The organism is Pseudomonas sp. 11/12A (assembly GCF_000800055.1).
Classification (GTDB): domain Bacteria; phylum Pseudomonadota; class Gammaproteobacteria; order Pseudomonadales; family Pseudomonadaceae; genus Aquipseudomonas; species Aquipseudomonas mohnii.
The window spans coordinates 1,848,709-1,874,311 of sequence record NZ_JUGV01000001.1 but is presented as its reverse complement, the minus strand read 5'-3'; the positions used below and the strand labels follow the sequence as shown (position 1 = coordinate 1,874,311).

Here is a 25,603-nt window from a genome sequence, read left to right as displayed (position 1 = left end):
ACACGCCTCATAACGACAGAAAACCGCTGTACAACCCATATCCCGCCAGGCCGGCACCGGTGATGACGCAGGTAAAAATGCCCTTCTCGAAATGGGTAAACAAGGGTTCGCCCTGCTCATGCTTGGCCTTGGCGAACAAGATCACCCCCGGTGCATACAGCAACGCCGAGAGCAGCAGGTATTTCACACCCCCGGCATACAGCAGCCACACCGCATAACTCAACGCGATGCCGCCGATCAACAGATCCTTGGTCCGCTCCGCCGAGGCATGTTCATAGGTTTCCCCGCGCCCGCTCAACAGCACCGCATAGGCCGCCGACCACAGGTAAGGCACCAGAATCATCGAAGACGCGAGGTAGATCAGGCTGGTGTAGGTCCCTGCGGAAAACAGCGTGATCAGCAAAAAAATCTGGATCATTGAATTGGTCAGCCACAAGGCGTTGACCGGTACATGGTTGGCGTTTTCCCGGGTCAGGAACACCGGCATGGTCTTGTCTTTGGCGGTGGCAAAGAGGATCTCCGCGCACAGCAATGCCCAGGACAACAAGGCCCCAAGCAATGAGATCGCCAGGCCGACGCTGATCAGTACCGCCCCCCAATGCCCCACTACGTGCTCCAGAACAGCCGCCAGCGACGGGTTCTGCAACGTCGCCAGTTCAGGCTGGCTCATGATTCCGAGGGACAACACGTTCACCAATACCAGCAGCGCCAGGACACCGAGGAAGCCGATCACCGTCGCCCGCCCGACATCCGCACGTTTCTCTGCCCTGGCCGAATAGATGCTGGCGCCTTCAATGCCGATGAACACGAACACCGTCACCAGCATCATGTTGCGCACCTGGTCCATCACGCCGCCGAAGTCCGGATTGCTCTTGCCCCAAATGTCGCGAGTAAAGACTTCGGCCTTGAACGCCACGGCGGCAATCACTATGAACATGATCAGTGGGACGATCTTGGCCACGGTGGTCAACTGGTTGATGAACGCCGCTTCCTTGATCCCTCGCATCACCAGAAAGTGCACCGCCCACAGCAGCACCGAGGCGCAGCCGATGGCGATCGGTGTATTGCCCTGGCCAAATACCGGAAAAAAATAACCGAGGGTGCTGAACAGCAACACGAAATAGCCAACGTTGCCCAGCCAGGCACTGATCCAGTATCCCCAAGCGGACGAGAAACCCATGTAGTCGCCAAAACCGGCCTTGGCGTAGGCATACACCCCGGAGTTCAGCTCCGGCTTGCGATTGGCCAGGGTCTGGAATACGAAGGCCAGGGTCAACATGCCCACGGCGGTAATTGCCCAGCCAATCAGGACCGCACCGGCATGGGCGCGTTCTGCCATGTTCTGAGGCAAAGAGAAAATACCGCCACCAATCATCGAGCCCACCACCAGGGCGATCAATGCACTGAGTCGAAGCTTTTGCGTCGGTTGCGACATTCCTGGGTCTCCATGTATTTCCCGATGCGGCCGGGTGCTGGCACAGCCATCAAACCGTCACTTGGTTGGCATTAACTAAATGGTCAAAGCGTAATTACGTTTATTAAATAACGCCAAATCCGGGATCCGTTTATTTATAGCCGATCAGAATATAGGCGCCTTGCTAAGAACACTTGGGTTGAACGAAACCGTTAATCCACAAGCGCTACTGGAATCGGATGTCAAAAATTTGCGAAAACCAAAAAACGAACTAGCTTAAAAACTCAAAGCAATACCGGGTATTGCCGCTTGTTCTGTCAAAGCCCTCTGGATAAGGCCTTTCCGGAGAAATCACTATGCCAATGAAATGCGCATAAGTCCTTCAAATTACGATGGAATGTACCCATGTACTGATCTAAGTCAGATGATTGAATTGCTAACAGAACTAATCTGTTGTCTCTCTTCTCCTGCATTGGAGTCATGCAATGTCTGAATCCCCCGGAAAACTGAAACTTGGCGCACTGGTTGCCTTGGTCGTCGGCTCGATGATTGGCGGCGGCATTTTCTCTTTGCCACAAAACATGGCCGTGAGTGCTGACGTCGGCGCCATTCTAATTGGTTGGGCAATTACCGCCGTGGGCATGTTGACCCTGGCCTTCGTGTTCCAGACCCTGGCCAACCGAAAGCCTGATCTGGACGCCGGGGTTTACGCATATGCCAAGGCCGGTTTTGGCGACTACATGGGTTTCTCGTCCGCCTGGGGATACTGGATCAGTGCCTGGCTGGGCAACGTCGGTTACTTCGTTCTGTTGTTCAGCACGCTGGGGTATTTCTTCCCGATCTTCGGCGAAGGCAACACCGTGGCCGCCGTCATCGGCGCGTCAGTGCTGCTGTGGGCCGTGCATTTCCTCGTGTTGCAGGGGATCAAGGAAGCGGCGTTCATCAACCTGGTGACCACTGTCGCCAAGGTCGTGCCGCTGATGCTGTTCATGTTGATTACCTTGTTTGCCTTCAAACTGGACATCTTTACCGCTGACATCTGGGGCCTGAAAAACCCTGACCTGGGCAGTGTGATGAACCAGGTGCGCAACATGATGCTGGTCACCGTGTGGGTGTTCATCGGCATCGAAGGCGCGAGCATTTTCTCGGCGCGGGCGGAAAAACGCACCGATGTGGGTAAAGCCACCGTGATCGGTTTCATCACCGTGCTGCTGTTCCTGGTGCTGGTGAACGTACTGTCGCTGGGCGTCATGACCCAACCGGAACTGGCCAAGCTGCAGAACCCGTCGATGGCCGCCGTGCTGGAACACGTGGTGGGCCATTGGGGCGCGGTGCTGATCAGCGTCGGTCTGGTCATTTCGCTGCTCGGTGCGTTGCTGTCATGGGTGCTGCTGTGCGCGGAAATCATGTTTGCCGCGGCCAAGGACCACACCATGCCGGCGTTCCTGCGCAAGGAAAACGCCAAGAATGTACCGGTCAACGCCCTGTGGCTGACCAATGCCATGGTGCAACTGTTCCTGATCATCACCCTGTTCTCGGCCAGTACTTACCTGTCACTGATCTACCTGGCGACCTCGATGATCCTGGTGCCGTACCTGTGGTCGGCGGCCTATGCGTTGCTGTTGGCGGTACGCGGGGAGACTTATGAAAACGCGGCGGCCGAGCGCCGCAAAGACCTGATCATCGGTGCTGTCGCCCTGATTTACGCGATCTGGCTGATCTACGCCGGCGGCGTCAAATACCTGCTGCTGTCCGCCCTGCTCTATGCCCCCGGCGTGATTCTGTTCGCCAAGGCCAAGATGGAACTCAACAAACCGGTTTTCACCAACGTCGAGAAGCTGATTTTCGCAGCCGTCGTCGTGGGCGCCCTGGTGGCTGCCTATGGGCTGTATGACGGCTTCCTGACCATGTAATAGCTGAATAATTGTCATCTGGAGGATCACGGTAATGACCACGGAAAAAGTTAAGTACGGCGTCCATTCCGAAGCCGGCAAGCTGCGCAAAGTCATGGTTTGCTCCCCCGGCCTGGCCCATCAGCGGCTGACCCCGAACAACTGTGACGAACTGCTTTTCGATGATGTGTTGTGGGTGGCACAAGCCAAGCGCGACCATTTTGACTTCGTCACCAAAATGCGAGAACGCAACGTTGATGTGCTGGAAATGCACAACCTGTTGACCGACATCGTTGCCATTCCCGAAGCCCTGGACTGGATTCTGGAGCGCAAGATCACCGCCAATTCGGTCGGCCTGGGTCTGGTCAATGAAACGGGTTCGTGGCTACGCAGCCTGGAACCGCGCAAAATCGCCGAGTACCTGATCGGCGGCGTGTCGGCCGATGACCTGCCGGACAGCTTCGGTGGCAAGACCATCCAGATGTTCCGCGACTTCCTCGGCCACTCCAGCTTCATTCTGCCGCCGCTGCCCAACACCCAGTTCACCCGGGATACCACCTGCTGGATCTACGGCGGCGTGACGCTCAACCCGATGTACTGGCCGGCGCGCCGCCAGGAAACGCTGCTGGCGACCGCCATCTACAAATTCCACCCGGAGTTCACCAACGCCGACTTCCAGATCTGGTACGGCGATCCTGACCAGGAACACGGCAGCTCCACCCTTGAAGGCGGCGACGTCATGCCAATCGGCAACGGCGTGGTCTTGATCGGCATGGGTGAGCGCTCCTCCCGTCAGGCCATTGGCCAACTGGCGCTCAATCTGTTCAAGAACAAAGCCGTCGAGAAAGTGATCGTCGCCGGCCTGCCAAAATCCCGTGCAGCGATGCACCTGGACACGGTGTTCAGCTTCTGCGACCGCGACCTGGTGACCATCTTCCCGGAAGTGGTGAACCAGATCGTTGCCTTCACCCTGCGTCCGGACGAAAGCAAGCAAGGCGGCATCGACATTCGTCGCGAAGAAGCCAACTTCCTCGACACCGTGGCCAAGGCCCTCAACCTGAAAGCGTTGCGCGTCGTCGAAACCGGCGGCAACAGCTTCGCCGCCGAACGCGAACAGTGGGACGACGGTAACAACGTGGTCGCCATGGAACCCGGCGTGGTCATCGGCTATGACCGCAACACCTACACCAACACCCTGTTGCGCAAGGCCGGGGTCGAGGTCATCACCATCAGCGCCGGCGAACTCGGCCGCGGCCGTGGCGGTGGCCACTGCATGACCTGCCCGATCATTCGCGACCCGATCGATTATTAATTTTTTTGACTAATGACGACCCGACGCTGTGAAAGCGTAGCGAGCGCAGGAAAGACAAGGCAAAAACAGGCGAGGAAGCGGAGTCTACTGCTTGTAAATGAGCATTCCGAGCCTGTTTTTAACGCAGTATTTCCAAGCGCAGTAGCTTTCACAGTGTCGGGCAAGGAGATCCATCATGGCTTTCAATATGCGCAACCGCAGCCTGCTCTCGCTGATGCACCACACGACGCGCGAGCTCAATTACCTGCTGGACCTTTCCCGTGACCTCAAGCGCGCCAAGTACACCGGCACCGAGCGTGCGCACCTGAAAGGCAAAAACATCGCGCTGATCTTCGAAAAAACCTCGACCCGCACCCGTTGCGCCTTCGAAGTGGCGGCCCACGACCAAGGCGCCCACGTCACCTACATCGACCCGGTGTCGTCGCAGATCGGCCACAAGGAAAGCATGAAAGACACCGCCCGCGTGCTGGGGCGGATGTTCGATGCCATTGAGTACCGTGGCTTCGAACAGGAAATCGTCGAAGAGCTGGCCAAGTTCGCCGGCGTGCCGGTGTTCAACGGCCTGACCGCTGAATTCCACCCGACGCAGATGATCGCCGACACCCTGACCATGCGTGAACACAGTGACAAGCCGCTGCATGACATCAGCTATGCCTACCTGGGCGACGCACGCTACAACATGGGTAATTCACTGCTGATGATCGGCGCAAAACTGGGCATGGACGTGCGCATCGCCGCACCGAAAGCCTTGTGGCCACACGCTGATTTCATTGCCCAGTGCAAAGCCTTCGCCGAAGAAAGCGGTGCACGTATCACCATCACCGAAGACCCGAAAGCCGCGGTCAAGGGCGTGGACTTCATCCACACCGACATCTGGGTGTCGATGGGTGAGCCCGTCGAAGCGTGGGACGAGCGCATCGAGCAACTGCTGCCGTACCAGGTCAATGCCGACATGATGAAGGCCTCGGGCAACCCGCGCGTGAAGTTCATGCACTGCCTGCCGGCCTTCCACAACAGCGAAACCAAAGTCGGCAAAGACATTGCCGCGCGGTATCCGCACCTGGCCAACGGCGTGGAGGTAACTGAAGAAGTCTTCGAATCGCCGGCCAACATCGCCTTCGAGCAAGCGGAAAACCGCATGCACACCATCAAGGCGATCCTGGTGTCGGCGTTGGCGGATATCTAACGGCTCGCCCGGCTCTCACTGCTGGAACAAAGCCCCTGTGGGAGCTGGCTTGCCAGCTCCCACGCTGATCGAGTTCCAATAGGAGACCGAGTCATTCGCAACGTCTCTGTTTAGAAGGATTGCATTATGCGTATCGTCGTTGCTCTGGGCGGTAACGCCCTGCTCCGCCGGGGTGAACCGATGACCGCTGACAACCAGCGCGCCAACATCCGGATCGCCACCGAACAGATCGCCAAGATCCATCCCGGCAACGAACTGGTCATCGCCCACGGCAATGGCCCTCAAGTCGGCCTGCTGTCGCTGCAAGCGGCGGCCTACACCTCAGTGTCGCCTTACCCGCTGGACGTGCTGGGTGCCGAAACCGAAGGCATGATCGGCTACATCATCGAACAGGAACTGGGCAACCTGCTGGACTTCGAAGTGCCCTTCGCCACGCTGTTGACCCAGGTCGAAGTGGACGCCAATGACCCGGCGTTCCAGAAGCCCAGCAAACCCATCGGACCGGTGTACACCAAGGCCGAGGCGGAAAAACTCGCCGCCGAAAAGGGCTGGGCCATCGCTCCGGACGGCGACAAATTCCGCCGCGTGGTCGCCAGCCCCAGACCGAAGCGCATCTTCGAAATCCGCCCGATCAAGTGGCTGCTGGAAAAAGGCAGCATCGTGATCTGTGCCGGCGGTGGCGGTATTCCGACCCTGTACACGGCGCCCGGAAAACTCGAAGGCGTCGAAGCGGTGATCGACAAAGACCTTTGCTCGGCGCTGCTGGCCGAACAACTGGAAAGCGATCTGCTGGTGATCGCCACCGACGTCAATGCGGCGTACATCGACTTCGGCAAGCCTGGCCAGAAAGCCATCGCCCAGGCGCACCCGGATGAACTGGAGCGTCAGGGTTTTGCCGCCGGGTCAATGGGGCCAAAGGTGCAGGCAGCCTGCGAATTTGCCCGTCATACTGGAAAGGTCGCGGTGATTGGCTCACTCTCGGACATCGAAGCGATCGTCCAGGGCAAGGCCGGCACTCGCGTCAGTATGGCGACACCCGGTATCAGCTATCGATAAACGTTAAGTCGCGGGCCGGCAGCAGGCCTGCCCGCCTTCAAGGCCTGTTTGCAGGAGAGATGACAATGGCTAAGTTCGAGCCCGGTCACTTACACATCGAGCGTCACGCGCTGACCAGCGACGACGTCAGCTACAACGTGTACATCGACTATGAAGTCACTCAACATCCCGATGAAGGCAAAGGGATGCAGTTCAAGATGCACGGCACCATTCAAGGCAGGGAGTTCGAAGAGACGTTCTATCTGCCCAAGGACCAGGCCTACAACTTCGCCAGCAACGTCACGAAAATTGCGGAGAAGTACGGCATTCCCAAGACCCACAGCCAGATCGGCTCGATCCACAAGCATTACGACCTCATGTTCGAGGATGTACGGGTGCAACTGAACATGCAGTCGGGCGACCCGGTCAAACCCGAACACCTGGGATGACCCACCGCCCTTGTAGGAGCGAGCCGGCTCCGGGCGGCGTTCCGACGATGAACTCGAAGACGCCACGGGGTGTCAGGTTCCCCGCGTTTTCGTTGACCACCATCGCGAGCAGGCTCGCTCCTACAAAGGCACATCGTCGGCTATTGGCTTAATTCCTGTTCACGAATCAGCCGCTTGTTGATCTTCCCGACACTGGTCTTGGGTATGTCGGCCACCAGCCTGATCTGCCGGGGAATCGCCCATTTGTTGATGCGACCACTCTCTACATACTGATGCAGATGAGCCACCAGCATTTCGGCCGTGATGCCTTCTGACACCACCAGGGCCACCGGTCGCTCACCCCACTGCGGGTCCGGAACACCCACGACCGCGACCGAACTGACGGCGGGATGCTCGCTGATCAGGCTCTCCAGTTCCAGCGAGCTGATCCACTCCCCGCCCGTCTTGATCACGTCTTTGATCCGGTCCCTGATCTCCACGACGCCCATGGGGTCGATGGAGCCGATGTCACCGGTATGCATCCAGCCGTTTTCCCACAGTTGCGCGCCTTGCTCGGGTGCATTCAGGTAGCCCTGGGTCAACCACGGCGCACGTACGACGATCTCGCCGAGTGCCTCGCCGTCCTGTACCACTTTATGGCCACTGGCATCGATGATGCGCAAGTCGACCATCGGCACCGCTACCCCGGTCTTGATCCGCGCCGCCACCTGGTCTGGCGCCGGTTGTTCCAGCTCGGCCTCACTCAGGTGCGTCAGGCACAGCAGTGGACAAGTCTCGGACATCCCGTACCCGCTGTGCACCCGCATGCCCCGTGCGGTCGCCTGGGCGGCCAGGCCATGGGTCAAGGCGCTGCCGCCCAGGAGCATTTTCCAGCCGCTGAAGTCAGTCGCGGCGGCTTCGTCGCAACCCAGGATCATTTGCAGGATCGTCGGCACGCAATGGGAAAAACTGACCTTCTCTTCGCGATACAACCTGACCAGGCTATTGGGCTCATAGCGCCCCGGGTAAACCTGCTTGATCCCCATCAATGTCGCGACATAGGGCACGCCCCAGGCATGCACATGGAACATCGGCGTGATCGGCATGTAGACGTCGTCGGAGCGCAACAATGGCAAACCCTGATAGACGCCGAGGGTGCCGACGGCATTGAGCGTGTGCAAGACCAACTGGCGATGGGAGAAGTAGACGCCCTTGGGGTCGCCCGTCGTGCCGGTGGTGTAGAACAGCGTGGCCACCGATTGTTCATCGAAATCAGGAAAATCAAAGTGCGGTGCAGCCTGCGCCAATAGACTTTCGTATTCCCCCAACACCGGTAATGCAGTCGACGGCGCTCCATGATCGGTGAGCTGAATGTAGCCTTTGACCGTTGTCAGCTGATCGTGGACCTGCTCCATCAGCGGCAGAAAATCGTCATGCACCAGCACCAGGTCGTCTTCGGCGTGGTTCATGGTGTAGAGAACCTGGTCCGCAGACAGACGGATATTCACCGTGTGCAACACCGCGCCCAGCATTGGCACGGCGAAAAAACACTCCAGATACCGATGGCTGTCCCAATCCAGCAGGGCCACGGTATCGCCGGCCTTGACGCCCGCTTGCGTGAGCGCGTTGGCCAATCGCTGGATGCGCTCATTCAGCGTCCGGTAGCTGTAGCGCAGCTTGTCCGCATAGACAATTTCCTGATCGGGCGCATAGCGTGCGCCCGAGAGCAACAGGCTCTTGATCAACAAGGGGTAGCTATAAGCGCCTGGCGCGGGGGCGAGTATTTTTGTTTTCACCACGGTGAAGTCTTCCTGATGCGGTTGATTGGAGATCATCTCCGGTTCACGGGGTCAGAACTGATCGGCGTCGAGCAAGTACAGTGAATCGCTACCGGCCCTGACCGACGCGGCCAGCGACTGAACGCGCGGCAGCAGGCGGGCGAAGTAGAACCGCGCCGTGCCCAGCTTGCTGGCGTAGAAGTCGTCCTGCGCTTCCCTGCTCACCGAAGCCTTGGCCATCAGCGCCCACATGTAGGCGTAGGCGGTGTAGCCGAAGGCGTGCAGGTACTCGACCGACGCCGCGCCGATTTCGTTGGGGTTGTTTTTCGAACGGTCGAGCAGCCATGCCGTGAGTTCGTCGAGGTTGTCCAGGGCGCTGTTCAACGGTCTGGTGAACTCCGCGAGGTCGGCGCAAGCGGTGGCGGTGAAATGGCGAATCTCGTCAGCGAACAGTTTGTACAGCTCACCGCCAGTGCCCACCACTTTGCGTCCAACCAGGTCCAGCGCCTGAATGCCATTGGTGCCTTCGTAGATCTGGGTGATGCGCACGTCGCGCACCAGTTGCTCCTGACCCCATTCGCGGATGTAACCGTGGCCGCCGAAGATCTGCTGGCCATGAATCGTGGTCTCCAGCCCCATGTCGGTGAGGAACGCCTTGGCCACCGGGGTCAGCAACGCCACCAGACCTTCCGCGCGCTGGCGGGTTGCGGTGTCTTCGCTGAACCTGGCGGTGTCCAGTTGCATGGCCACGTACGTCGAGAAGGCACGGCCGCCTTCATTTGCGGCTTTCATGGTCAACAGCATGCGCCGCACGTCCGGGTGGACGATGATCGGGTCGGCCACGGTGTCTTTGCTCTGCGCGCCGCTCGGCGAACGACTTTGCAGACGATCACGGGCGTATTCAACGGCGTTCTGATACGAACGCTCACCCGTGGCCAGGCCTTGAATGCCGACCCCCAGACGCTCGTAGTTCATCATGGTGAACATCGCCGCCAGGCCCCTGTTCGGCGCATCGATGATCCAGCCGGTGGCGCCGTCAAAATTCATCACGCAGGTGGCGGACGCCTTGATCCCCATCTTGTGTTCGATCGAGCCACAGGACAGCGCGTTTCGCGACCCCAGGCTGCCATCGGCATTGACCATGAACTTCGGCACCAGGAACAGCGAAATGCCCTTCGGCCCCGCCGGGGCATCCGGCAGTTTGGCCAGTACCAGGTGAATGATGTTTTCGGTCAGGTCTTGCTCGCCGCCGGTGATGAAGATCTTGGTCCCGCTGACCTTGTAGGAACCGTCGGCCTGAGGTTCAGCCTTGGTGCGGATGATGCCCAGGTCGGTGCCCGCGTGCGGTTCGGTCAGGCACATCGATCCGGCCCAGATGCCGGCGTACAGGTTCGGCAGGAAGGCGGACTTCAGTTCTTCGCTAGCATGGGCCTTGATCGCCAGACAGGCCCCAGCGGTGAGCATCGGATACAGGCCGAAAGACAGATTGGCGCCGTTGACCATTTCCTCGACCTGCGCACCGATCACCTTGGGCATGCCCATGCCGCCGTAGGCCGGGTCACCACCGACACCGCCCCAGCCGCCTTCGGCAAAGGCGCGATAGGCCTGCGCAAAACCGTCAGGGGTGGACACTTCGCCATTGTTCCAGGCGCAACCCTGCTCGTCGCCACTGCGACTGAGCGGTGCGATCAGTTCTGCACTGATCTTGCCGGCTTCTTCAAGGATCGCATTGGCGGTTTCTTCGTCCACCACCTCGGCCAGCGCCGGCATCGCCGCCCACAGGCGGGAGACTTTGAAAACTTCGTTGAGTACGAACCGGATATCACGCAGGGGCGCTTTGTAGTCAGCCATATTTGAAATACTCAGGCAATGTCAGGGCATTCAACATGCCCTGGTCAATGGAAGTGCGAAGGGTTAATGGTTTGCGCCCACAAGCTCCGCAGTGCGTTCGGTGGTGCTTGCGGGTACGGGGGTGATGTTGCGCAGCAAGAAACAGGACAGCGCCGGGATCAGGATCAATGCGCCGAGCATGTTCCAGATGAACATGAAGGTCAGCAGGATGCCCATGTCGGCCTGGAACTTGATCGGCGACCAGGCCCAGCACACCACACCCGCCGCCAGGGTGATGCCGACCAGCCCCACCACCCGGCCAGTGAAGGACACGGCATTACGGTAGGCCTGTGCCAACGGCATGCCCTGGCGCTGGTAGTGCAACTGCACGCTGAGCAAATACAGCGCGTAGTCGACACCGATCCCGACCCCCAGCGCGATCACCGGCAGCGTCGCGACCTTGACGCCGATCCCCATGATGACCATCAACGCTTCGCAGAGAATCGACGTCAGCACCAGCGGCAACAGCGCCACCAGCGTGGCACGCCAGCTGCGGAAGGTGATCAGGCAGAACAGTGTCACTGCTGCGTACACGTACAGCAGCATCGTGTGGTTGGCCTCGCGCACGACGATATTGGTCGCCGCTTCGATACCGGCGGTGCCGGCAGCCAGCAGGAACTGGCGATCCGGGGTGCTGTTTTCCCGGGCGAACTTGTCGGCGATGGCGACCACCGCGTCCAGCGTCTCGGCCTTGTGGTCCTTGAGGAAGGCGATTACCGGCATCACCGAACAGTCGGTGTTGAACAGTTCCGGGGCATTGACCGAGGCCTGCTGCGCCGCGTAGTTCAGCACGTTCTGGTTGCGCTGGATGCTGTTGAGCTTGGGATTGCCCTCGAACGATCCGGCGGTGATCTGCCGGACCGCGTTGACCAGCGAAGACGTCGCCTGCACGCCCGGGTATTGCTGCAGCTCCCAGGCCAGGCGGTCAGCCAGAATCAGCGTCTGATAATTGAGGCAACCTTCGGGTGCGGTCTTGATCATCACCGCGAACAGATCACTGGACAGCGCATAGTGGCCGGTGATGTAGGCGTTATCGCGGTTATAGCGCGAGTCGGCGCGCAGCTCCGGGGCGCCGCTGTCGAGGTCGCCGATCTGCAGGTGCTGACTGACCATGAAGCCCGCGATGCCCAGCGCCACGGCGCCGAGCACGATGCCGGTGGCCCACTTGCGCGTGGTGAAACGATCGAGAAAATCCCACAGCTTGCCGAAGCCGCGGCTCTCGTCGGCGCGGGTGTCGATCTTCAGCGCACGCTCGGCGGCCTTGCGCCCGACACCGATGTAGGACAGCGCCACCGGCATCAGTAGCAGCGAGGTGAAGATCAACACGGCCACGCCGATGCTGGCGGTGATGGCCAGGTCCTGGATCACCGGAATGTCGATCAGCATCAGCACCGCGAAACCCACCGCGTCGGCCAGCAACGCGGTGACCCCGGCAATGAACAAACGGCGAAAGGTGTAGCGCGCCGCGATCAGTTTATGGGTGCCACGGGCGATGTCCTGCATGATGCCGTTCATCTTCTGCGCCGCGTGGGAGACACCGATGGCGAAGATCAGGAACGGCACCAGCACCGAGTACGGATCGATGGCATAGCCCAGCCAGGCGACAATGCCCAATTGCCAGACCACCGCCGTCAGCGAACAGAAGATCACCAGCAGCGTGCTGCGCAGGCAGCGGGTGTAGAGGTAAATGATCACGAACGAGGTGACCACGGCCAGGCCGAAGAACATCATCACCTGGATCAGGCCGTCGATCAGGTCGCCGATCAACTTGGCAAAACCGATCACCCGCACCTTGTACTTGCCCTTGCCCTCCTCCCCGGCCTTGCGTGCCTTGCTGTCGCCGGCAAACTCAATCTTGTCACGCAGCTGTTGTTCGAGGAGTTGCGCAAACGGGTAGTAATTGATGCCGTGGCCGGTCGCCGAGGCTTTGTCCAGCAGCGGCACGATCAGCATGGTCGATTTGAAATCACTGGCCACCAGGCTGCCGACGATGCCGGCGCGGTTGATGTTCTGGCGCAGCTGTTCGATGTCTGCGGGCGAGCCCTGGTACGCGTCGGGCATCACCGGGCCGCCCTGGAAGCCTTCCTCGGTGACTTCATTCCAGCGTACCGCCGGGCTCCACAAGGACTTCATCCAGGCGCGGTCGACGCCTTCGGTGAGGAACAGGTCATCGTTGACCTGCTTGAGCACCGCCAGGTATTCGGGGTCGAAAATATCGCCCTGGGTGTTTTCCACCACCACCCGCACCGAGCTGCCCAGGCCGCGCAACGATTTGCGGTTTTCGAGGAAGTTCTGAATGTAGGGCTGGCTCTGGGGAATCATTTTTTCGAAGCTGGGGCGCAGCTCCAGGCGAGTGGCCGCCATGTAGCCCAGCACCAGGGTGATCAAGGCCATGACCAGCATGAACAGCGGACGGTAGTTGAAGACCCAGCGCTCCAGGCGATTGCCGGAGTTACGATCGAAGTCACGCATGTGGCGGATCACCGGCATGGTGTCTTGCTTGAGGTTGCCCATGTCAGGGTTCTCGCTCTAGTGAATCCAGTTCTTATTTGACGTCGAGTGCGCGCACGCCACGGCTGCCGACCAATACCAGCCCGCCGTTGGGAGCTGTGATCGCGCCGGCGGCCGGCGAGATGTCTTTTCGGGGCTGCGGCTGGAGGTGCGCGCCATCGTCGGTGCTAACCAATAGCTGTCCTGCCTGGCTCAACAGTCGGTAGTGTCCTTCGGCATCCAGAGTGGCCGCCGTGAGGCTGACTTGCAGGCCGGTACTGAGCGCCGTCCAGCTGGCGCCACCGTCGACGCTGCGGAACACGTGCCCGCGCAGGCCATACACCAGCACTTCGCCGGGCTTGCCGATCACACCGAAAAAGCTGCCCTGGTAGGGCGAATCCAGCGCCACGAAACGCTGCTTGGGTTCATCCCATTTGAGCAGCAGCCCCTGTTCGCCAACGATGAACAGCCCATCCCCCGTGGAGGCGATGGCGTTGAGGTGCAGACTTTGCGGGTTATCGGTGCGGTCTTGAAACGGTGTCCAGTGCTGACCGCCATCCTCGGTACGCAGAATCAGATTGAACACGCCCACCACATAGCCGACTTTTTCATTGGCGAACCAGACGTCGAGCAGTGGCTTGTCGGCGCCCTCCTCGACCAGTCGCTGACCATCCGCGGCCAGCTGCGCCCATTGTTCGTTGGCCGGTTCGGCACTGGCCAGCGCACTGTAATGCTTGACCAGCAAGGCACCGATCTGGCGGCCGTCCAGTTGCTTGTTCCAGGTCGCGCCGGCATCGCTGCTGTGCAGGATCACGCCGTCGTTACCGACCGCCCAGCCCTGGGTGGGCGAAGGGAAGCTCACGGCGTTGAGGTCGGCGCTGACCGGCACGGCGGCCTGCTGCCAGGCGTTGCCGCTGTCATCGGAGTAGAGAATGTGGCCTCGCTGCCCGACCGCGACCAGTCGCTCACCCGCGCGGGCCGCGCCGAGCAACGGGCTGTGCGCGGCCAGGGCGCTGGGCCGGGCTGGCAGGTCCAGCACGTCGACGTAACCGGCCGCCTGGGTGAAGCCCTGGAGCACAGCCAGTGTGGCGCCCAGCGCCAACTGCAGGTACTTCTTGTACGAACACATACTGCGTCCTCTTGGAAAGACCGCGCCGGGCGCACCTCATGTGCACCCGGCGTCCAACACGGCGCTTAGCGAATGCCGGCGCCTGCCAGGGACTCCGGCGACCACTGCGCCTTGGACAGCGAGTCGATGTAGCGGATACCGCCGTAAGGCCCGACCACACCGTTGATGTTGTAGGAACCACCGACCAGGTCGTAGATCATGAAGGGCGTGGAGTCCGGCACTTGCTTGTCATAGCTCTGGCTGAGGAACGCGAAGGAACCACGGTAGAGCTGACCCCGTGCGTCGTATTGGTCGGAGGCCAGAGCGGCCCAGCTGTCTTCATCCAGGTAGAAGCGACGCTTCTGGTAGACATGGCGTGCGCCGGCCTTGAGGTTGCCCTCGACCACCCACACGCGGTGTTTCTCCCAGCGCACGAAATCGGGGGCAAGGTGGTTCGGCGTGGTCAGGCTTTTCGGGTCCTGGGCGTAGGTCAGCTTGTAGGTGTTGTACGGCACGATCATTTCCTGCTTGCCGACCAGCTTCCAATCGTAGCGATCCAGCGCACCGTTGAAGACGAACACGTCGTCGTAAGTACCGGCACCGGCGGTACCCGGGTTAGGCGTGTCGTAGGCCAGGTTCGGTGCCAGCTTGACGCGACGCTGACCCGGCAGGTACTGCCATGCGCGGCGCGGCTGCTGCAGCGGGTTGGCGGCGTCCTTGAGCATGATCGACTCACCGGCGCGGCGCGCCGGCCCGGTGTAATACAGCTTCATCTGGTAGTACACGTCGGCACTGCTGATGGTCTGCGCCAGGTTTTCGTAGATCGGGTAAGTGATGAACGCCTGCCCGGTGGTCGCCAGGCTCGGTACACCGGCCGAGTCGACGTTCCAGGAGTCGTACTTGGAGTTGATGTTGACGCCCTGATAACGCAGCAGGAAGTTCCACATCGCCTCGCTGCCCGATTGCGGGATCGGGAACGGCACGCCCGGCAAGACGTTGTCGATGGCCAGGCCGCCTTCAAGGGACTTGGCGCCGCTGGCGTTCTTCACGCTGTTGTCCAGCACCGCCTGGGGCAATGCAACGGTGCGGTGGGTCGGGTAGACATCGACACGGAAGGTCGGGAAGCGCTTGGCCAGCTCCACGGTGGTGGCAGTGAGCATGCCTTTGTACTGATCAACGTTTTTACCGTCGATGACCAATACCGGCTTTTCACTGGCGAAGGGGTCCGGGCGCATGCTGTCGCCTGCCTTGAAGCTGGCCGGGGCCGTGGTCAGCCCGCCGGCATAGGCGGGAATGGCACCATCGGCGCTGGCGGCCTTTTCGGCCCCCACCAGGGTCAGGCTGCTGCCCAGTTTGGCGGCCTCCTGAGTCGAAACGGCGGCCTGCGCCTGGGCGCCAATGGCCATGACCAGGGAAGCGGCCAGCAAGGTTTGCACGAATTTCATGGGGTCATACTCCTGCTTAGTGACTAAGCATTGGGTGAATCAAAAGGTGGTTTTCAGCGTCAGGTACAGGGCACCACGGTCTTCGGTGGTCGCACCGCCACCCGAGAAGGCTGAATAGCCACCGGCGTAGCACGCATAGTTTTCGTTACCGCTGAAGGCGTTCGGCGTGGAGCCGTCGCCGCTTCCGGCATTGGCAGCACCGGTGCTGTTGCCGCTGACATTGCACTTGTCGGTCTTGCCGAAGGAGTCCACGTACTTGAGGTCGACGAAGTACTTGTTGTACACCGCGGCACCGACGCCGAACGCGTAGTTGCCGGTGTCCTTGGCGCCGCCGCCGGAGACCGGGGACACGCCAGCGAGGCCGACGTTGACCGACATCGGCAGGCTCATGTCGACGCCCGGAAACACCTGATACCAGGTCGGGGTGAAGTTGACGGCGATGCCCCAGTTGTCGCGGGTCGGCGCATCGATACCGCGATAGGTGCTCTTGCCTTTGTAGAGCGCCTCGTTCTTGCTATCGAGCTTGAGCAGGTTGCTGTAATACAGCTCGGCGAGCAGGGTCGCCGAATCGTATACCGGCGTTTTCGGCAGGCTCATCAGACCGTTGAGTGTCCAGTGCAGCGTGTCACCGGTGGCGCTCATGCTGTCGCCATCGTGCGGGGTGTCATAGATCACGCCGCTGGCCGCCGAACGCGCTGGCAACAGGCCAAGACCGTGCCCCAGTCCGAGCGGGCTGCTGGTGCTGACGATCGCCGGAATACTGGCCAGGGGCATGTTGTGCCGGATGTTCAGGTCACTGCCGACGCTGATGCCGCCGATGTCCTTGGACAGGCTCAAGCCGAAGATGTCGATCTTGTCGGAATAAGCCAGTTGATAGGTGGCGGTGCTCAGGGAGTTCAGGGTATTGACCACCGCCGGCACCTGGCCCGCTGGCCGCGTACCGTTCGGGTTGACCGAGCTCACGCCTCGGGCGTCGAGCCAGGCTTGCGGCAAGATGTCCGACGTCTGGCGGTAGTAGAAGCCCAGCGTACCGTCCAGCCAGGCGGGCGACCATTTGGCCATGACGCCCCAATCGCCTGAATTGCGCGGTGTCAGGTCATCGCCGCGGCGCACGTTGGTCAGGCCGTTGCAAGGCGCGATGCCACAACCGAGCGGGCTGCCCGGCGTCACGGAGTTGGTATTGCCCAGCAGGAACGACTGCGCGCCGAAGCCCACCAGGTCGGAACCGCCATAGTAGGTCCCGGCCTCGGGCAGGCGCGCCGCATCCCAATCGAGGAAATACTGGGCGCCCACCGTCAATTCGGGATTGAGGGTGAAGGTCATCGAAATCTGATTGCGAGGAACGAACAGTTCCTTGGCTTCGGTCCCCGGCGATGCGGCCAGCTTGGCCAGGTCCAGGCCGGACTGGCCGTAGCTGATCGAATGCACCGGGTTAAGGATGGTTTCACCCCAGAACACGTTGTGTTGCCCGGCCTTGATGCTGAACATCGACTCATCGCCCACTTCGGTGCTGTAGAACACGAAGGCGTCGAGGATTTCCCCGGAAGGTCCGTTGTAATAACGCTGGGCATAGTTGCTCAGGTGCGGGCTGCCGAAGCCGACGTTGTCGTTGGTAACCGCCGCCAGGCGCGGGTCATTGGCGACCAGGCCGGAAGTGCCGCCATTGCCGTTGACGAACGGGTTGGAATTGGAACCGGTGTTTTCATACGCCTTGTCGTACCAGCTCGCGGCACTGACCCGAAAGCCCATGCTTTGCTGGTAGACCACATCCATTTCGGTCAACAGATCGACGCGGTTGGTGATGTTGGTCCCGGCCTTGCGAAAGTTGTAATCACCGTCGTTATTGTTGGGGGTCGCCAACATGCGCTTGTCGGCGCCTTCGGTGCGCACGCCGTAGTTGTACTTCACGGTGTTATCGAAACGTACCGACCAGTCAGGGTTGCCGGTATCCACCTCGACGGCGTGAGCGACCTGCATGGACGCCGCCAGAATGGCCAGGGCCAACAGACTGTGTCGCGAAGGAAGTGTGTGGCTGTGACTCTTATTGTTATGCATTACGTTGTCTCCGCCATGTTGTACTTGTTTTTTAAGCGCAGCTTTCCATGCACAGGCCCTGCTGAGAGGCCTGCGTTTTTTTCACGCGTTAGAGCAATTGCCGGACGGATCACGCCCGGCCAGGTGCCTGATTAGCGATCCAGTTCCAGAATCAGGGCTTCGGCTTGCGGCCAGTGGCCGAAGCCCGAAGCAGGATTGAGATGGCCGACCTCGCCGAGGTTGACCAGTTCGCTGCCCCAGTCGCGGGCCATGCGGGTGACGGCCTCGAGACTGGCCAGGTGATCGTTGGTGCTGCCCGCCACGAGACTGCGAAACGGCAGCGCACCGGCAGGCAGAGGGGCCCAGCCGTTGGCTTTGAGGGTTTCAGGGGACGGGTAGTTTGCCGGCCAGGTGGCATTGAGGTCCGGCGGCGCGGCCAACAGAGCGCCCTTGATCGAGCCGCTGTGGCGGGCGGCCCAGTGGGCGACCATCAGCACGCCGGCGCTATGGGCGACGAGAATCACCGGGCCGTCGATTTGTTCCAGTTCATGCTGGATCGCCCGGACCCGGGCAGCGCAGTCGAGCTTGTCGGTTTCAAGCGGCGGGACGCTGCGTACGTTGTTCAACCGGGCCTCAAGCAGCGTTTGCCAATGCTCGGCAACGTGGTCGCGCAGACCCGGTACAATCAGAACGGTAGCGGCGGTTTGCAGTTTGTTCACTTGAACACCTCACCTTCTCGGTAGCTCGCCTGGCTGTTTCGCCAGAATCTTTTTGTAGTACCGACATTAAAGAGCGCCCACCCGCTACGCTTTTCATTTGACGACACCGACTTTTCTTTTGATGACAGGACAAGAGCGCCTGATTGGTGGTCGTGTGGACGCGCAAAACATGGCTTCAAAAACTTTTCATTTCATGATGTGCTGGATATAGTCCGCCCCGCTCAACTCCATCGAGACGCTCCAGGGATGACCTCTTCATGACCAAGCTCGTTCGCGCCGCTGTCTTGACCAACTACCTGGATGTAGCCCATTACCTGGGGTTCAATCCGCATGATGTGCTGGCGCAGGTCGGCCTGAGCAAGGCCCGCCTGCTGGCCCCCGAACAACGCATTCCAATCGATTCCGCGGTGCGTCTGCTGGAGCTTTCAGCGACCGCCAGCGGTTGTCAGACCTTCGGCCTGAGCATGGCCGAGTCGCGTCAACTCTCGGACTTTGGCGTGGTCAGCCTGCTGCTCACGCATCAGCGGACGCTGCGTGATGCGTTGCAGGTGCTGGTGCATTACCGCCATCTCATGAACGACTCGTTGGCGATCTTCGTCGAGGAAGCGGGCAAGATGGTGATCATCCGTGAAGAGGTGGTCACCGAGTCTCCGATGTCCTGCCGGCAGGCCAATGAGCTGGCCATCGGCGTGATGTTCCGTCTGTGCGCGGCCCTGCTGGGAACGCATTGGCATCCGTACAGCGTCAACTTCACCCATCAGGCCCCGGAAAACCTGCACCTGCATCGCCGCCTGTTTGGTTGCAACCTGGAGTTCGGCAGTGAGTTCAATGGCATTGTCTGCCCAGACGCCAGCCTCGACATGACCAATCCCCATGCCGACCCGGCCATGGCCCGTTACGCCCAAAGCTACCTGGATTCGCTACAGAGCCACGAAGGGCCGTCGATGCTGTTTGAGGTGCGCAAGGCCATTTACCTGCTGCTGCCGATGGGGCGCGCCACGATCGAGCAGATTGCCCAGACCCAGGGCATGAACGTACGGACCCTGCAACGTCGCCTCAAAGAGGATGGTTGCGCGTTCAACGACCTGATCAACGATGTGCGTCGCGACCTGGTGCTGCGCTATCTGGACAACCCCAATTACTCGCTGAGCCGAATCGCCGACATGCTCGGCTACTCCATGGCGAGCTCGTTCACGCGCTGGTTCATCAGCCAGTTCGACATGCCGCCAGCCGTTTGGCGCACCACTCATAAGCCTGGCAGTGCCAAGGCGGCAGACAGCAGCGTCCTTTCCGATCCAGAGAAACCCTGAACACGCGCAGATCTTCCTGTAGGCAGCCTCCAAATAAAAAAAACGACGACTGCTGGTACAGTCGCCGTAAAGGAACCGGTGCTTATGACGCCGGTCGAGTGCCGCACTGCGTCGGAGTGAACACAATGTGGCGCCGCTTGTTGAATGCGGTCGCGAGCAGCCGGGTTTACATCCCCCAGTGCAGCAACAGCAGCACAAGAACCACCAGGAACACGGTTTCCCCCACCATCAGCAGGATCGGCTTGATACCCACGGCCGCCAGTTCCTTGAGCTGGGTTTTCATGCCCAGGGCGCTGATGGACACCACCAGGCACCAGCGCGACAGTTCATTGACCGCGCCCTGCACCGCCGGGACCACCCAGCCGGTGCTGTTGATGCAGGCCAGTATCAGAAAACCGACCGCGAACCACGGCAGTAGCGGCGGCCGTTTGCCGGTGGGATCGGCGCCTTGCATGCGGGTAATCATCGCGGCGCTGACGATCACCGGTAGCAGCATGGCGACGCGCATCAGCTTGACCACGGTGGCGGTGTCGCCGGTCTCGGTCGACATGCTGTAACCGGCCCCGACGACCTGGGCGACATCGTGTATGGTGGCGCCGAGAAACACACCGGCCACTTGCGGCGACAAGGCCAGCCAATTGGCGATCATCGGATAGACGATCATCGCCAGGGTCGACAGCGCCGAAACCCCGATGACCGTGAACAAGGTAGCCCGCTCTTTCTGCGGATGGTTGGGCAACGCCGCCGCCAGGGCCAGCGCTGCCGATGCGCCGCAGATCGCCGTGGCCCCGCCGGTGAGCATGCCGAACAGGCGCTGGAACCCCATGGCCTTGGCCGCGATCACCGAGACACTAATGGTCACGAACACCAGAATCACCACCAGGGCCACCGGTTTCCAGCCCAGCGCGGCCATTTGTTCCAGGGTGATGCGCATGCCCAACAGCGCGACGCCAATGCGCAACACGCTGCGAGCGGTGAACTCGATGCCGGCCTTGCAGGCGCCGTCACCCGCCAGAAAGTTGAGCGCCATGCCCAGCAGCAACGCGAACAGCATCACCGGGGCACCGTAATGCTCGGACAAAAACGACGCGGCGGCGGCCACGATCAGACTGACAACGAACCCCGGTGCCAATTCGCGGGTGCGGCTATGGATACGGGTAAGAGCAATGGCGCTCATGGCGCGGACTCCTGGGAAATGATGATGAACGCCTGGTCGTCGATGATCTCGACCGGGTAGTGGGTGACCTTGACCTGGGTGGAATTGAGCAGGTAGCCGCTGAGCAGGTCGAAGCGCAGGCCGTGGGCGCGGCACTGGATCACCCGGCCCTCCAGGCGCCCGCCACAGAGCGACGCGCCTTGGTGCGGGCAGCTGTCGTCGATGGCGAACAACTGCCCGTCGACGTTGAACAGCGCCAGGCTTTTGTCCTCGAACTCGAACAGCGCGCGACCACCGGCCTGCGGGTGTTTGCCGGCCGGTACGGGGATACGTCTGGTCATGCCGGTTGCCGCTCGCGCTCACTTTCCTTGAGCGCTTCGCTCATGGCCCCGAGCAGCGCCTGCGCGGGTTGTGCCCCGATCACGGTCATGCGCCGGTCAAACTGAAAGCTCGGCACGCCACTGGTCGCACCGGGGGATCCGGCAAAGGGCGTCGCATCGCCCTTCAGGCAATCGAGCACACTGTCCGCATCGACGCCGCAAGAGCGGGCTATGGCGAGCAAGGTCTCTCGGCAACCCAGGTTTTCGCCTTTGCGGAAATAAGCGGCGAACATTCGTTCGAGCAACATTTCACGCTGGGTGGCATTGCCCAGCACGCTCGCACGCTCGAACAAGCGATGGGCATCAGCGGTGTTGGGCATCGTCGCAATGCGGCTGAGGTCGATGGCCAGCCCAACCGCCGAGGCAGCCTGCTGTACCTGGGCCTGACGCATGGTCATGGCCTCGGCATTGCCCAGACGCTTGCGATAGAAATCGGCGAAGGGCTCACCTTCCACGGGCAACTGAGGCAGCAACTGCACCCCATGCCACACCGTGGTGATCTGCACGTCCGGATAGCGACTGCGAAACTGCACTTGCGCATGCTCCAATTGGCGTTTGCCGATCAGGCACCAAGGGCAGATGAAATCGAAAAACACATCAATGGATAAGCGACGACTCACAACTTCACCTCTAACCCGGCTGCATTGACAGGATCAGGCACACGCTGACCCTGAAGGCGGGCAATATCTCTGTGGTAATGACACTTGGCATAAAAGAACACCGCTGCTGCCCCAAGGCTGACCAGAGGCACCCACTGGAAGGCCGCATGCAGGCCGATCAAGTCGGACACCCTGCCGGTGATGAACGGCCCCGGCGCCAGGCCCAGCATGTTGTTGGCCAGGGTCAACGTGGCGAACGCTGTACCGTGCAATGAATACGGGGTCAGGTTGGCGACCATCGCCCCGGCGGGACCGGTGGTGCCAGCGGCAATCAACATGCCCAGGCAGATCAGCGCCAGTTGCCCGGGCCCCGCCGGCAGGGCGAACGCCGCCGACAACAGCAGGCAACTGCCCAGGCAATAGGCAATGGCCAGGGCCACCTTGCGCTCAGGCGATTGCCGGCACAGGCGATCACTGAGCATGCCGCACAGAATCATCCCGGCGCCGCTGCACAGCACGATGATGGCGGCCATGCCTCCGGCCTTGTCCGTGCCCATTTCGTAGTAGCGGTTCAGGTAACTGGGCATCCACACGATCACGGTGCCGCCGACGAACAGCTGCAAGCCGCTGCCGACGTAGGTCGCGATCACCGAACGGCTGGAAAACAGCGTACGCAACGGTTGCCTGGCCTTGGCGGCAGCCAGGTTGACCATGCGCTTCGGTGCGATACGGGCTTCCTTGACGATGATCGGGTACAGCACCGCCAGCAGCAGGCCAAACAGCGCCATGCCGGCAAACGACCAGCGCCAGCCCAGTTTGGCCGCGATGGCTCCGCCCAACGCCATGCCCAACACGGAACCGAACATGCCGCCGGCCATGAAGGCGCTGGCCAGGGTGGCCCGCATGTGTTTGGGAAACACGGAAATCACCACCGCGATACCGACACTGCCGTAAGCCGCTTCACCGACCCCGACCATGAACCGGGCAATGAACATCTGCTGGTAATCCTGGGCCAGGGCACAACCCAGAGTGGCCACACTCCACAACAGCGCCATCAGGGCGAGGCTCTTGACCCGACCGAAGCGGTCCGCCAGCAACGACAGGGGAAACGTCAGCAAGCCGACCATCAGGGCGACAACGCCACTGAGCAAGCCGAGCTGACCATCGCTCAAGGACCACTCGCCCTTGAGCATCGGGAACACCGCGTTCAGCACCTGACGCGACATATAGTCGGAAATCAACAGGCCGAACGTCAGTGCAAAGACGATCCAGGCATATTTGCGCGCAACGCCGACGCCACTGCAGTCGTCATCGTCCGCAGCGATTGGATGAAAGGCCATGCAGCCTCCTCAAAGCTTCGTTTTATTGTTGTTATCAAGCGTGTTGCATGCAGTGAGCGAGAGGCCATCGGCCTCTCGCCGCCACTGCCGGTCAGCCGCGCTGCGGCACACCTTTTTGCCCGGCCTTGCGGTTGGGGGCCATGCCGTTGGCCAACAGGGTTTCTTCGATGCTCTGGTATTGCACACCGATGCGATAGATCTCACGGGCTTCTTTGCCGGTGGCGATCTCGCGACCCAGTTCATGGGCGATGCGCACGGTCTGCTCGATCTGTGCGACCGAGCCGAAACGTTCGCCCTTGTGATCAATGATAGTGTCTTCGTTGCCCACACGCGGGTGCATGCCCATGGCCATCGACATGGTGTTGAACGGCAGCACGTTCTTGAGCAGCGATTCGGAGGTCAGGGTGCAGCCGTTCGGAACACGGTGGATGAAGTTGAAGAAGTTGAACGGATTCGGACCGTCGAAACCGCCACCGATGCCGATCCAGGTCAGGTTCAGCGGGCCCATGTACACGCCTCTGCGCACCAGGCGCTCGAGAGTTTCCAGGGCATGCATGCCGGTCAACTGGAAGTGTGGCTGGATGCCGTTGTCCATCAGGCGCTTGAGGTGTTCGGCCACCCAGGCCGGACCGGCCGGCACGGTCATTTCGCTGTAGGCGGCCTGGAACAACGGATTGGCCAGGGAGGTGCCTTCCAGGTATTGCGGATACAGCAGCTCCATGATGTTCATCTGGGTGGTGTTGATCGCCACCGTGACCTGATCCGGTTTTGGCGTCAGCTCGGCCAGCATGTGGCGAGTGTCGTCGGACAGCCACTTGGCCGCTTCGCCATCGCTTTCAGGGGCGAAGGAAATCGAGCCGCCGACCTGGATGATCATGTCCGGCACGGCTTCGCGCACACCGGCGATCAGCTCGTTGAACTTGGACAGGCGCTTGGACCCCTTGCCATCGAGTTCGCGCACGTGCAGGTGCAGGACCGTGGCACCGGCCTCGTAGCACTCGACCGCTTTCTGCACCTGCTCGTCCATGGTCAGCGGTATGTCTTCAGGAAAGTCTTCCGGCATCCATTCCGGGCCGTAGGGGGCCACGGTGATGACGACCTTTTCCATGTTTTCGGGGTGCAGGGAATCGTCGAAGAATTGCATGGTTTACTCCTGTTTTTATGATTGTCCCGTCCACCCGGGATCGTGCCGGGCAGACGTGTTTACGAGTGCGTATGCAGAAGGGGTCGATCAGTAAGTCTTGTCGCCGATGATCCCGGCGCGCTCCATCTTGCGATGGCACGGCGGGTAATCCATGACGGCGTAATGCTGGGTACTGCGGTTGTCCCAGATGGCAACGCTGTTGGGCTTCCAGCGCCAGCGCACTTGATACTCGGGGATGTACGCCTGGCTGATCAGGTAGCGCAGCAGCTCGCTCGCGCCAGGGTTAGCGTCCTGGCCGAAACGCACCCGCTCGGGGGTGTGGTAGTTGCTGAAATGGGTGGTGAAGGCGTTGACGAACAGCACCTTCTCCCCGGTTTCCGGGTGGGTGCGCACCACCGGGTGCTCGGCGTCCGGATACAGGGCCTTCAGCGCCAGGCGTTTTTCGATCGGCATGGCCGCGCCGAAGCTCGCTTCGATGCTGTGGCGGGCGCGCAGGTCGGCAATCTTCACCTTCACGTCATCGGGCAGGTTGGCGTAGGCCTCGACCATGTTCGCCCACATGGTGTCGCCACCGACCGGCGGGCACTCCACGCAGCGCAGCACGCAACCCATGGGCGGTGCTTCGCGCCAGGTGGCGTCGGTGTGCCAGGCGTTTTCGTAGCGGTCCATCGGCTGGTCCGGCTTTTTGTAGATCTGCACCAGGCCGGGGTGATCCGGATCACTGCCGGCCACCGGATGATCTTCCAGCTCGCCAAAGCGCCGGGCGAACGCCACGTGCTCGGCGCGACTGATGTTCTGGTCGCGCAGGAACACCACTCGATGGGTGAGCAACTGGGCGCGAATCTCGGCAAAAAGACCCTCGTCATGGATCGCGTCGGCAAGATTGACGCCGATCAGTTCCGCACCGATGTTGCAGGTCAATTGTTCGACTTTCATGGCAGCG

The 25,603-nt window shown here is 60.9% G+C and carries 20 protein-coding genes; 6 read left to right on the top strand and 14 right to left on the bottom strand.

The features are described from left to right. Positions 1-7 precede the first annotated feature (7 nt). Complete coding sequence (gene arcD / locus GQ39_RS08720; protein ID WP_047528918.1) at positions 8-1,435, bottom strand: arginine-ornithine antiporter; 1,428 nt, start codon at positions 1,433-1,435, stop codon at positions 8-10. A 464-nt stretch (positions 1,436-1,899) separates the two neighbouring features. Here arcD (GQ39_RS08720) and arcD (GQ39_RS08715) point away from each other — a divergent pair, with 464 nt between their 5' ends. The 5 genes from arcD (GQ39_RS08715) to GQ39_RS08695 all read left to right on the top strand — a co-directional run bounded on the left by arcD (GQ39_RS08715) (position 1,900) and on the right by GQ39_RS08695 (position 7,288). Continuing rightward, complete coding sequence (arcD, locus tag GQ39_RS08715) at positions 1,900-3,327, top strand: arginine-ornithine antiporter (RefSeq protein WP_047528916.1); 1,428 nt, start codon at positions 1,900-1,902, stop codon at positions 3,325-3,327. 34 nt (positions 3,328-3,361) lie between these two features. After that, complete coding sequence (gene arcA, locus GQ39_RS08710) at positions 3,362-4,618, top strand: arginine deiminase (protein WP_047528914.1); 1,257 nt, start codon at positions 3,362-3,364, stop codon at positions 4,616-4,618. 175 nt (positions 4,619-4,793) lie between these two features. After that, positions 4,794-5,804, top strand: coding sequence for an ornithine carbamoyltransferase (locus GQ39_RS08705; RefSeq protein ID WP_047528912.1), 1,011 nt, complete (start codon positions 4,794-4,796; stop codon positions 5,802-5,804). A gap of 126 nt (positions 5,805-5,930) precedes the next feature. Then, positions 5,931-6,860, top strand: coding sequence for a carbamate kinase (gene arcC / locus GQ39_RS08700; RefSeq protein ID WP_047528910.1), 930 nt, complete (start codon positions 5,931-5,933; stop codon positions 6,858-6,860). A 65-nt stretch (positions 6,861-6,925) separates the two neighbouring features. Beyond that, positions 6,926-7,288: a DUF5064 family protein gene (locus tag GQ39_RS08695; protein ID WP_047528908.1), complete on the top strand. Its 363-nt coding sequence runs from the start codon at positions 6,926-6,928 to the stop codon at positions 7,286-7,288. Positions 7,289-7,428: 140 nt separating this feature from the next. Here the strand turns inward: GQ39_RS08695 and GQ39_RS08690 are convergent, their stop codons facing one another. From GQ39_RS08690 to GQ39_RS08660, 7 genes are all read right to left on the bottom strand, one after another. Next, positions 7,429-9,066, bottom strand: coding sequence for a fatty acid--CoA ligase (locus GQ39_RS08690; protein ID WP_047538630.1), 1,638 nt, complete (start codon positions 9,064-9,066; stop codon positions 7,429-7,431). Positions 9,067-9,117: 51 nt separating this feature from the next. After that, positions 9,118-10,896, bottom strand: a complete 1,779-nt coding sequence (locus GQ39_RS08685) for an acyl-CoA dehydrogenase C-terminal domain-containing protein (RefSeq protein WP_047528906.1) — start codon at positions 10,894-10,896, stop codon at positions 9,118-9,120. A 63-nt stretch (positions 10,897-10,959) separates the two neighbouring features. After that, positions 10,960-13,449: an efflux RND transporter permease subunit gene (locus GQ39_RS08680; RefSeq protein WP_047528904.1), complete on the bottom strand. Its 2,490-nt coding sequence runs from the start codon at positions 13,447-13,449 to the stop codon at positions 10,960-10,962. A 31-nt stretch (positions 13,450-13,480) separates the two neighbouring features. After that, positions 13,481-14,554 (bottom strand): WD40/YVTN/BNR-like repeat-containing protein, encoded by a 1,074-nt coding sequence (locus GQ39_RS08675; RefSeq protein WP_047528902.1) that lies wholly within the window; start codon positions 14,552-14,554, stop codon positions 13,481-13,483. 65 nt (positions 14,555-14,619) lie between these two features. Continuing rightward, a complete protein-coding gene (locus GQ39_RS08670) occupies positions 14,620-15,978 on the bottom strand; it encodes a DUF1329 domain-containing protein (RefSeq protein ID WP_047528900.1) in 1,359 nt (452 codons plus the stop codon). 39 nt (positions 15,979-16,017) lie between these two features. Next, entirely contained in the window at positions 16,018-18,033 is a 2,016-nt protein-coding gene (locus GQ39_RS08665) for a DUF1302 domain-containing protein (protein ID WP_047528899.1), read from the bottom strand. 131 nt (positions 18,034-18,164) lie between these two features. Beyond that, positions 18,165-18,731: an RBBP9/YdeN family alpha/beta hydrolase gene (locus GQ39_RS08660; RefSeq protein ID WP_047528898.1), complete on the bottom strand. Its 567-nt coding sequence runs from the start codon at positions 18,729-18,731 to the stop codon at positions 18,165-18,167. Positions 18,732-18,988: 257 nt separating this feature from the next. Here GQ39_RS08660 and GQ39_RS08655 point away from each other — a divergent pair, with 257 nt between their 5' ends. After that, positions 18,989-20,041, top strand: a complete 1,053-nt coding sequence (locus GQ39_RS08655) for an AraC family transcriptional regulator (RefSeq protein WP_047528896.1) — start codon at positions 18,989-18,991, stop codon at positions 20,039-20,041. Between the two features lie 166 nt (positions 20,042-20,207). On the opposite strand, the gene GQ39_RS08650 is transcribed toward GQ39_RS08655, so the two are convergent. From GQ39_RS08650 to GQ39_RS08625, 6 genes are all read right to left on the bottom strand, one after another. Continuing rightward, positions 20,208-21,218, bottom strand: a complete 1,011-nt coding sequence (locus GQ39_RS08650) for a YeiH family protein (protein ID WP_047528894.1) — start codon at positions 21,216-21,218, stop codon at positions 20,208-20,210. Beyond that, positions 21,215-21,538 carry a Rieske (2Fe-2S) protein gene (locus tag GQ39_RS08645; RefSeq protein ID WP_047528893.1) on the bottom strand — a complete coding sequence of 108 codons (324 nt, stop codon included), beginning with the start codon at positions 21,536-21,538 and terminating at the stop codon, positions 21,215-21,217. Before GQ39_RS08645 ends, GQ39_RS08650 begins: the two co-directional genes overlap by 4 nt. Further along, entirely contained in the window at positions 21,535-22,197 is a 663-nt protein-coding gene (locus GQ39_RS08640; protein ID WP_047528891.1) for a DsbA family oxidoreductase, read from the bottom strand. The genes GQ39_RS08645 and GQ39_RS08640 overlap by 4 nt, the downstream gene beginning before the upstream one ends. After that, a complete protein-coding gene (locus GQ39_RS08635) occupies positions 22,194-23,516 on the bottom strand; it encodes an MFS transporter (RefSeq protein WP_047528890.1) in 1,323 nt (440 codons plus the stop codon). Before GQ39_RS08635 ends, GQ39_RS08640 begins: the two co-directional genes overlap by 4 nt. Before the next feature lie 91 nt (positions 23,517-23,607). Beyond that, positions 23,608-24,660: a 3-keto-5-aminohexanoate cleavage protein gene (locus GQ39_RS08630; protein WP_047528888.1), complete on the bottom strand. Its 1,053-nt coding sequence runs from the start codon at positions 24,658-24,660 to the stop codon at positions 23,608-23,610. An 87-nt stretch (positions 24,661-24,747) separates the two neighbouring features. Beyond that, the gene (locus GQ39_RS08625; protein ID WP_047528886.1) at positions 24,748-25,596 is read right to left on the bottom strand and encodes a TauD/TfdA dioxygenase family protein; all 849 of its coding nucleotides are present in this window, start codon (positions 25,594-25,596) and stop codon (positions 24,748-24,750) included. Between the last annotated feature and the right edge of the window lie 7 nt (positions 25,597-25,603).

Excerpts from the sequence above, each read along its gene's own strand:
- arcD (WP_047528918.1), bottom strand. The coding sequence starts at position 1,435 with ATGTCGCAACCGACGCAAAAGCTTCGACTCAGTGCATTGATCGCCCTG.
- arcD (WP_047528916.1), top strand. The coding sequence starts at position 1,900 with ATGTCTGAATCCCCCGGAAAACTGAAACTTGGCGCACTGGTTGCCTTG.
- arcA (WP_047528914.1), top strand. The coding sequence starts at position 3,362 with ATGACCACGGAAAAAGTTAAGTACGGCGTCCATTCCGAAGCCGGCAAG.
- GQ39_RS08705 (WP_047528912.1), top strand. The coding sequence starts at position 4,794 with ATGGCTTTCAATATGCGCAACCGCAGCCTGCTCTCGCTGATGCACCAC.
- arcC (WP_047528910.1), top strand. The coding sequence starts at position 5,931 with ATGCGTATCGTCGTTGCTCTGGGCGGTAACGCCCTGCTCCGCCGGGGT.
- GQ39_RS08695 (WP_047528908.1), top strand. The coding sequence starts at position 6,926 with ATGGCTAAGTTCGAGCCCGGTCACTTACACATCGAGCGTCACGCGCTG.
- GQ39_RS08685 (WP_047528906.1), bottom strand. The coding sequence starts at position 10,896 with ATGGCTGACTACAAAGCGCCCCTGCGTGATATCCGGTTCGTACTCAAC.
- GQ39_RS08680 (WP_047528904.1), bottom strand. The coding sequence starts at position 13,449 with ATGGGCAACCTCAAGCAAGACACCATGCCGGTGATCCGCCACATGCGT.
- GQ39_RS08675 (WP_047528902.1), bottom strand. The coding sequence starts at position 14,554 with ATGTGTTCGTACAAGAAGTACCTGCAGTTGGCGCTGGGCGCCACACTG.
- GQ39_RS08670 (WP_047528900.1), bottom strand. The coding sequence starts at position 15,978 with ATGAAATTCGTGCAAACCTTGCTGGCCGCTTCCCTGGTCATGGCCATT.
- GQ39_RS08665 (WP_047528899.1), bottom strand. The coding sequence starts at position 18,033 with ATGCATAACAATAAGAGTCACAGCCACACACTTCCTTCGCGACACAGT.
- GQ39_RS08655 (WP_047528896.1), top strand. The coding sequence starts at position 18,989 with ATGACCAAGCTCGTTCGCGCCGCTGTCTTGACCAACTACCTGGATGTA.
- GQ39_RS08650 (WP_047528894.1), bottom strand. The coding sequence starts at position 21,218 with ATGAGCGCCATTGCTCTTACCCGTATCCATAGCCGCACCCGCGAATTG.
- GQ39_RS08645 (WP_047528893.1), bottom strand. The coding sequence starts at position 21,538 with ATGACCAGACGTATCCCCGTACCGGCCGGCAAACACCCGCAGGCCGGT.
- GQ39_RS08635 (WP_047528890.1), bottom strand. The coding sequence starts at position 23,516 with ATGGCCTTTCATCCAATCGCTGCGGACGATGACGACTGCAGTGGCGTC.
- GQ39_RS08630 (WP_047528888.1), bottom strand. The coding sequence starts at position 24,660 with ATGCAATTCTTCGACGATTCCCTGCACCCCGAAAACATGGAAAAGGTC.
- GQ39_RS08625 (WP_047528886.1), bottom strand. The coding sequence starts at position 25,596 with ATGAAAGTCGAACAATTGACCTGCAACATCGGTGCGGAACTGATCGGC.